Raw genomic sequence first — 421 nt, 5'->3', positions numbered from 1 at the left:
ACCGGCGCGACCGACAACTTCATCTGCGACAAGAAGTACGACGAGCTGTACGCGCGGCAGCTCGCCGAGTACGACCCGGACAAGCGGGCCGCCCTCGTCAAGCAGATGGAGTCGCGGCTGTACGACCTCGGGTACATGAACGTCATGGCGTACCCGAACGCGGTGGAGGCGTACCGCACCGACCAGATCGCGTCGATCACCACCATGCCGGCGAAGGCGGGCAACATCTACGGGCAGGACGGCTATTGGAGCTGGTGGTCGGCGGTGCCGGCGGACTCCGGTGACACCTCCGGCAGTTCCTCGTCGACCGGGGTGGTCATCGGGATCGTGACCGGTGTCGTCGTCCTCGCCGGTGTGGGCGCCTTCTTCGCGATGCGGCGCCGGGCTACGGCCGACGAGCGTGAGTAGCGGACGGAGGCGC

1 pseudogene is annotated in these 421 nt (G+C 67.7%); it reads left to right on the top strand.

Features of this window, described 5'->3' with window-relative positions:
• A pseudogene (locus LPA54_RS39995) lies at positions 1 to 408 on the top strand (ABC transporter substrate-binding protein); the annotation flags it as partial.
• Positions 409 to 421: the final 13 nt, after the last annotated feature.

It is taken from the genome of Streptomyces sp. DH12 (assembly GCF_020873895.1).
Classification (GTDB): domain Bacteria; phylum Actinomycetota; class Actinomycetes; order Streptomycetales; family Streptomycetaceae; genus Streptomyces.
The sequence above is the reverse complement of the archived record's forward strand: the minus strand, read 5'-3'. Positions and strand labels throughout refer to the sequence as shown.